Source organism: Paracerasibacillus soli (genome assembly GCF_042432965.1).
In the GTDB taxonomy this organism is placed as follows: Bacteria; Bacillota; Bacilli; order Bacillales; family Amphibacillaceae; genus Paracerasibacillus; species Paracerasibacillus soli.
Window position 1 is genome coordinate 1 of record NZ_JBHLWL010000053.1, and the last position, 553, is coordinate 553.

Sequence of the window (553 nt, forward strand, 5' to 3'; positions counted from 1 at the left end):
AAAGTTGAACCAGATCCACCAAACGGGTCAAGTACAATACTGTTTGTTAAACTTGAATTCATGATTGGATAAGCAATTAAGGCAATTGGTTTCATCGTTGGATGATCGGCATTTCGTTTTGGTTTATCAAATTCCCAAATGGTCGATTGTTTCCTATCTGAATACCAACGGTGCCTACCCTTCTTTTTCCAACCAAATAATATCGGTTCGTGTTTCCACTGATAAGGTGAGCGACCAAGTACAAGCGATTGTTTCTTCCAAATACAAGTTCCAGATAAATAAAAACCAGCTTCTTCAAATGCTCTACGGAAATTAAGTCCTTCTGTATCCGCATGAAACACATAAATGCTGCCATCTTTCGCAAGTGCATCTTCTGTGTTCGTAAAAGCATCCAATAGAAACTGGTAAAATGTATCGTTATTCATATTGTCATTTTTAATTTTGCCTGCACTACCTTCATAATCAACATTATAAGGTGGATCAGTGACAACCAAGTTTGCTTTTTTATTCTCCATTAACTTATCAAAAGTTTCTTTTTTCGTACTATCTCCAC

1 protein-coding gene is annotated in these 553 nt (G+C 36.3%); it reads right to left on the reverse strand.

What is annotated here, in order from left to right; genetic code table 11:
- Positions 1-553: DNA-methyltransferase (locus ACFFIS_RS13785; protein WP_390188032.1), on the reverse strand; the 553-nt coding region annotated here is incomplete at both ends.